The organism is Gordonia sp. NPDC003950 (assembly GCF_053605205.1).
This window is the reverse complement of record NZ_JBSGIT010000025.1, coordinates 77926-84612: the sequence shown is the minus strand read 5'-3', so window position 1 is coordinate 84612 and position 6687 is coordinate 77926. Positions and strand designations below refer to the sequence as shown.

At 65.8% G+C, this 6687-nt stretch carries 7 protein-coding genes; 1 reads left to right on the top strand and 6 read right to left on the bottom strand.

Annotated elements, in window-relative coordinates:
* Positions 1-90 precede the first annotated feature (90 nt).
* The 4 genes from ACWETB_RS19870 to ACWETB_RS19855 form a co-directional block, all read right to left on the bottom strand.
* Entirely contained in the window at positions 91-1356 is a 1266-nt protein-coding gene (locus ACWETB_RS19870; RefSeq protein ID WP_452213114.1) for a DUF222 domain-containing protein, read from the bottom strand.
* A 518-nt stretch (positions 1357-1874) separates the two neighbouring features.
* Positions 1875-2714, bottom strand: a complete 840-nt coding sequence (locus ACWETB_RS19865; RefSeq protein ID WP_348809351.1) for an HAD family hydrolase — start codon at positions 2712-2714, stop codon at positions 1875-1877.
* Positions 2711-3538, bottom strand: a complete 828-nt coding sequence (locus tag ACWETB_RS19860) for a lysophospholipid acyltransferase family protein (protein WP_449742575.1) — start codon at positions 3536-3538, stop codon at positions 2711-2713. The genes ACWETB_RS19865 and ACWETB_RS19860 overlap by 4 nt, the downstream gene beginning before the upstream one ends.
* A gap of 36 nt (positions 3539-3574) precedes the next feature.
* Positions 3575-3982 carry a YybH family protein gene (locus ACWETB_RS19855; RefSeq protein ID WP_452213112.1) on the bottom strand — a complete coding sequence of 136 codons (408 nt, stop codon included), beginning with the start codon at positions 3980-3982 and terminating at the stop codon, positions 3575-3577.
* A gap of 99 nt (positions 3983-4081) precedes the next feature.
* Here ACWETB_RS19855 and ACWETB_RS19850 point away from each other — a divergent pair, with 99 nt between their 5' ends.
* Positions 4082-4963 (top strand): LysR family transcriptional regulator, encoded by an 882-nt coding sequence (locus ACWETB_RS19850; protein ID WP_348809348.1) that lies wholly within the window; start codon positions 4082-4084, stop codon positions 4961-4963.
* A gap of 1 nt (position 4964) precedes the next feature.
* Here the strand turns inward: ACWETB_RS19850 and ACWETB_RS19845 are convergent, their stop codons facing one another.
* Both ACWETB_RS19845 and ACWETB_RS19840 read right to left on the bottom strand, forming a co-directional pair.
* Complete coding sequence (locus tag ACWETB_RS19845) at positions 4965-5732, bottom strand: lysophospholipid acyltransferase family protein (protein ID WP_348807125.1); 768 nt, start codon at positions 5730-5732, stop codon at positions 4965-4967.
* Between the two features lie 79 nt (positions 5733-5811).
* Positions 5812-6672 carry a DUF5134 domain-containing protein gene (locus ACWETB_RS19840; protein ID WP_348807126.1) on the bottom strand — a complete coding sequence of 287 codons (861 nt, stop codon included), beginning with the start codon at positions 6670-6672 and terminating at the stop codon, positions 5812-5814.
* Positions 6673-6687: the final 15 nt, after the last annotated feature.

Here is a 6687-nt window from a genome sequence, read left to right as displayed (position 1 = left end):
ACCGTCTTCGACCTGCGCACCGACGCCGAGGTCGCAAAGAAGCCCGACGTGCTCCCCGACGGTCGCAACCCGAGGCTGGAACTCGAATTATCATGCCGCACCCGGCAATCCATCCAACGTCATGGTCCTGCGGTGATACGACCTCAGCCATCGGCGTTGTGGGTCAACCGTTTCCGGTGGGATCAACCACGGGTGGTGGTCGGCTCCCATGACGACGTCCCATCCGTTATGGTGGACATCGTCATGACAGGACGAACAGAGCAAAGCGCCGTTCTCCACACAGGTTTCGCCGCCATCGATCCAATGGACGATGTGGTGCGCCTGGGTCCGCGAAGGCGGCGCACCGCACTTGATGCACCCTTTGTCGCGGTGCGTCAACGCGCGGCGTTGGGCCCGGTTGAACAGTCGGATCGTCCGTCCGAGTGACAGGGGTACCTCGTCTTTGCTGACGATCATCACACCGACGGTGGCGTCGCAGCACAGTTTTCGGGCGGTGGCTTCGGTGACCGATCCCATGAACCGCAGCGATGCCAACGAGGGCGTGCCGGTGGGGATCGTGAGGTTGACCAGTTCGGTGGGCATGCGTGGCCCGTCGTCGTCGCAGTACTGTCCGGTGGCGACACGGGCGGCGGTGTCCAGGATGATCTCGAGGGCGTCGGCACGCATTTGTCCGGCCGAGCGTGGATCGCGGGACCCGTCGGGTTGGGGTCGTGGCGCCGACAACACTTCGATCGCGGTCCGTAGTTTCTCCCCGAGCACGGCATGCAGATCGCCGGTGACGGTGAGTCGTCCGTCGTCGGAATCGTGAAAGTCCAGCGTGTTGATACTGCGATCTTCGCCCGCCGGTAGACCATCGGTGTCGTCGGCCTGCTGATTCCCGCGACTCTTGGCGTAGTCACGGATCTCGGCGGGCGTGAACCCGGCGGTCGCGTGCCCGAGTAGGGCAATGCTGTGTGCGTCGCGTTCTTCGGCGGTGACGGGTTCGCCGGATCGTTTCTCGATGTGCGTCAATCCTCGGACGATGGCGTCGGCGTGTTCGGCCGACAATGTGCCCAGCGCGGTGTGGCGGTGTACGCGGTCGATATCGGGAGTGGTACCCAGGCGGATCATGCGGGACGCCGAGGCCGGGGCGACACCCCACTCGAGCAGGAGCTCCTGCAGTTTGCGACCCTCCTTCTCTGCAACCTTCAGGTGATCGCAAAGTCCGACAAGCACACTGGCGTGGTGATCGACCAGATTGCGGATCAGCAGGATGGCATGCAGCGCGCTCTTTGCGTCCTCGTGGGTGAGGCTGCCGGTGGCGAAGTCAAGCTCCGACAACAAGTCGATGGTGGTGTCAAGTTCCCCCGATGTCATGTCCACCACAGTACGCCGGGTTGGCGGTCGACGCAAGGGTCAGTGTCGTGAATCCTGTTGTTGTGCATAACTTTTGGTCTGTGGATAACCTATCGTCGGCGTCGATCCCTTGTCGGTGGGCTGTGCTATAGCGCGGCACGTTCACGGGAGACGTTGTAGTGGTACGGGTTCCAGCCTTGTCTCACCTGGTCTCGACACGGACTTCGTTTCGACGGAGCTCAACGCGGCGGCTAGCGCTCCGTCCGGCTCGACCGGCGGGATGGGGCCGCCTCGACCGGCGAGAGGATGTGGCTCGACCGGAGGGATGGGGCCGACTCGACCGTAATATGAGCGCTGTCAACGGAATAGAGAGCGCTGTCAGTGACGAGGTGAGCGCTGTCAACGGAATAGAGAGCGCTGTCAGTGACGAGGTGAGCGCTGTCAACGTAATTCAGGGCGCTGTCAACGGGATACCGAGCGCTGTCAACGTAATTCAGGGCGCCGTCAACGGGATTGAGAGCGCCGGCGCTGCGATCAGGCTAGCCGAACCAGCGTTCCAGGACCCGGGCGACGCCGTCGTCGTTGTTGCCGACGGTGATCTCGTCGGCGGCGGCGAGGGCGGCGGGGTGGGCATGCCCCATCGCCACGCCGTGGTCGACCCAGGTGAGCATCTCGACGTCGTTGGGCATGTCGCCGAAGGCGATCGTCGAGGACGCGTCACTACCGGTGTATTCCAACAGCTTTCGCAGCCCGGAAGCCTTGTGGGTGTCCGGCAGGGATAGTTCGATCAGGCCGTTGTCGGTGGAGTAGGTGATCTGGGCGAGCTCACCGATCGGACCCGAGAGCCGTTGTGCCATTTCGGCACTGGGCATCCGTGGCGCGCGCACCAGGAGCTTGACAGCCGGTTCGGTGTAGATCTCGTGGTCGCCGACCTCCACGTGGTCGGGGTTGAGCCAGGCGTGTTGGTATCCGGCGGTGGCAACGAAGGGTGCGGTGGCGGCATCGTGGGCCGACTCCCCCACCCGCTCGGCGGCGATACCACAGCCCGGAAGGTGTTCCAGGGCAAGTCTTCCGAGCTCGATGAGCACCTCCGGGGCCAGGGTCGCCGCCCACAGCACCCGATCGCTCTCGACGTCGTAGACGATCGCGCCGTTCGCGCACACCGCATGGCGGACCGGCAGCACCGACGGATCGAACTGATCGGTGATCTCGGCGATCCAGCGCGGCGGACGTCCGGTGGCGAGAACGAAATCGACCCCTTGGGCGACGGCGTTGGCCAGCACCGACTTGGTCCGTTCGGACACCACATTGTCGTCGTCGATCAGCGTTCCGTCGACGTCGCTCGCGATCAGGGTCGGTCGCTGCCCGACGCCACTCATTTTCCGGCCTTCCGGTCATGCGCAGCGGCTTTCGCGGCCCGCGCCTCCGCTTTGCGTTGTGCCTCTTCGGTTTCGATCACCGCAGCCTCTTCTGGCGTCGGCGCCGACCCACCCAGGCGGGCCGGGACCCAGAACTCACCGGCCGGATGCGAGTAGTGCTCCTGGATCTCATGCAGCATCGTCGTCATCGTGTCGCGCACCCTCAGGATCTCGGCATCCATGTCGGCATCGACATCGACGACAATCGGCGCACCGTAGCTCACGCGGACCGGGATCCCACTGCGTCCCATGTTCCGCCGACCGCCCTTGGTCCACTGACGCTGAGCGCCCCACACGATCGCCGGAACAATGGGCACACCCGCCTCGGCGGCCATCCGCACCGCTCCGGACTTGAACTCCTTGAGCTCGAAACTGCGGCTGATGGTCGCCTCGGGATAGACCGCAACGATTTCACCACTGCGCAAGGAATCGACCGCCGCGTGATACGCGTCGGCACCTTGTGAACGATCGACCGGAATGGTGCCGGTGTGCGTGACCAGGAAGCGCATGATGCCGATGTCCATGACCTCGGACTTGATCATGAACCGGATTCGACGGCCGACGGCGTGCAAACCGAGGGCAGCGGGAAGAAAGTCGACGTAGGACGTGTGATTGAGGACCAGCACCGCACCGCCGGAGGCCGGGATGTTGTCGAGCCCGGTGAACTGCAGATCGACGTTCTGCGCACGGCGCAGCGTCGAGGCGATGATCTCGAGGGTGCGAAAGACCGGCTCCCGACGCCGAGGTCGGGACCGGGAACCGGTCGGCCCGGCCGCAGTCATCATGCGGCCACCCTATCGGTAGCCTCCGACGGGGAACCCTCAGTCGTCGCTCGACCGCACGAACTCGGGCTGATCGATGATCCGCACCCACGATCCGTCGGGCCGCTGCACGACCACCTGGGCTCGCGCTCCCGCGCCGTCCTTCGGCGGCGTGGAGGTGAGCGCGATGTCACCGAAATACAGGGTCGGCAGCGCCGGCTCCGGCGTGAAAGTCGGCCGGTCGGCCAGCACCGTCGCCCACAGATCGCGAATGGCATCGCGGCCACGGGTCACCTCTCCCGGCGGGAAGGCCATCACCGCATCCTCGTGATACAGCGAGGCCACAGCGTCGGCGTCGCCCGCATTCGAGAACTCGACGAACAGCCGGGTGATGTCCTCCGGGGTGGCGGCGGTGGGTCGGGTGGCGGTGGGTCGGGTGGCGGTGGGTCGGGTGGTGTCCGTCGACATGAGGTCGTCCTCTCCGGTGGTTGATGTGCTCCTCCAGCATCGAACGCATCCACACATAAGTCCAAGACGCATCTTTGATCTGAACTATCATTGGCAGTTATGGAACTCCGGCAGCTGGAGTACTTCGTCGCCGTCGCACAGTCGGGCTCGTTCACCCGGGCGGCCGAACTCACCCACACCTCACAACCCAACGTCAGCGCCCAGATCCGCGGCCTCGAACGCGAATGGGGCACAGCACTTTTCGAGCGTGTCGGCCGCACCGTCACCCTCAGCGACGCCGGTGCCGCCGCCCTCCCGCACGCTCGCGCGGCGCTGGATTCCGCGGCGGCCGCGGCAACAGCGGTCGCCGACGTCGGGCAGGTCATAGCCGGATCGCTGTCGGTGGGCATGGTCGATGGATGCACCATCGGCGCACTGTTCGATGCCTTCGCCGGGTTCCGGAGGGCTCACCCCGGCGTCCGGTTCTCCCTGTGCGAGGACGAATCCCCGGCACTCGCCGACCGCGTGCGCACCGCCGATCTCGACGTCGCGCTCACCGGCCTGGCCGGCACCACTCCGGCCGATCTGGCCTGCCAGGTGATCATCGCCGAGCACATCGTCGCCGTGGTACCGCGCGGTCATCACCTCGCCGGACGTGCCCGGCTCACCCCCACCGACCTGGCGGCCGAAACGCTCGTCGGGTTGCCGCGAGGCGCCGGCATCCGCACCGTCTTCGATCGCGGGTGTCCGGATCTGCGCATCGACGTCGAGGCCAGCTCACCCGATGCGATCCTGGCCCTGGTCCGCAGCGGCGTCGGCGTCGGCATCCTCAGCGAGTCGATCGCGGCCGGTGCCACCGACACCATCCGTGGCCTGCGCATTCGGGGCGTCGACGAGCAGGCGCTGCTGGCCCTGCTGTGGCGCCGGAGTCCCTCACCGGCGGTGGCGGCATTCGTCACCCGGGCCCGCACAGCCTTCGGAGTGGACCGAGTGACGAGGTGACCTACTCCGCCGAACCACCCTCACGCTGCGCACGCTTGGCCGCCTTCGCGGCCTGCTCCTCGGCGTCCATCCGGTTGGCCTCCTCGAGAGTCGGCGCGGAGCCGCCGAGGCGCGCGGGTACCCAGAACGCACCCTTCGGATGATCGGGGTAGCTTTCCTGCAACTCGAGCAGCTTCTCGCTCATCACCTTGTGTAGTTGGGCGGTGAGGGCGTCGGGATCACCGACCGGCTCTATCGGCTCGGCCACCCCGATGGCGATCGGCGTCTTGGTCCGACCCAACCGCTTCGGATGGCCCTTCGTCCACACCCGCTGCGCGCCCCAGATGACGGTCGGGATGATCGGCGCACCCGATTCGATCGCCATCCGCGCCGCACCCGACTTGAATTCCTTCAGCTCAAAACTGCGGCTGATCGTCGCCTCCGGATACACGCCGACGAGTTCGCCGTCCTTCAGGTACTCGACGGCGGTCCGGTAGCTCTCCGCCCCCTGAGCACGATCCACCGGAATGTGCTTGAGCGAGCGCATGATCGGACCCGAGTACTTGTTGTCGAAGACCTCTTTCTTCGCCATGAACCGCACATACCTCTTGCCCTGCAGGAAGGCCGGGATGCCGGCGTAGGTGAAGTCGAGGTAGCCGGTGTGATTGATGGCGACGACGCCGGGCCCGGTCTTGGGCACGTTCTCGACGCCGGACACCGAGAACTTGAGTCCCTCGGCCAGCCACAGGAGGCGCGCGGTGGTGATGACGGACGAGTACACGGGTTCCATGACAGACGAGCTTAGCGAGGTGGTTACGGGTGCGTAGCCGCGTGCCGAGAACTCGGCGCCGACGCGGCCGTCACGGCGCTCACAGCGAGAACCCGGCCATGCCCTGCATCCCGAAGAACATGTAGGCCATGCTCAACGCCATGAACGCCATCGCCAGCCGGTCCGGCCACCCGGACGGCAGGTAGGCGTCATCACCGGCGGTGTGGCTGTGTTCGGAGCCGGTATCGCTGCCCGCTCCCGGGGGCACGACCGAGTATCCGCGGAAGATGTCGCTGAGCCACCCGATTGCCTCGGCGACGAACCACACGATCAGGACGACACTGAGCAGTCCGCTCCACGACGCCATCGGCAGCCACATGTAGATCATTCCGGCCTGCTGAGCGAGCAGCAGCAGCCACAGCAACGAGAACGATCGTCGGCGGGCGAGCAGGCTGACGAGATAGGCCAGGACGAGCGCGCTGATGACGACGAAGAACCACATCTGTGCCCGCGAGACATCCGGCCCCCAGGACTCCGGCGGGCGGAACGACATGATCAGGTACATGTAGATCATCGACAGGCACATGACGATGTGCCCGAGGTGGAACCAGCGATTTCCGTGTCCGCGGATCACGCACGGCACGTGATGCAGAGCCGCGCCGAGCAGCAGGATCGACACGAGGATCGTCAGCCAGGGCGGGAACCAGTCGATCCCCGGTGCCATCTCGTGCATATCGGACTGCATCTCCATCGGCATGCCGGGCATCTCGTCGGCGAGCGTGATCATGGCGTTCCCCTGAACCTGGTCGGTCGTCATCTGCAGGGCGGTCATCACGATCACCCAGGACAGTGGTCGCCGGGGACAGCCCTGCGGTTCCGCGATGTGAGCGCGGTCATGCGTCGACAGGGCCGCACACGCCTCGCCGGAGGCGGCGCCGACAAACACAGCCCTACGGCCCACGACGTCACCACGCCG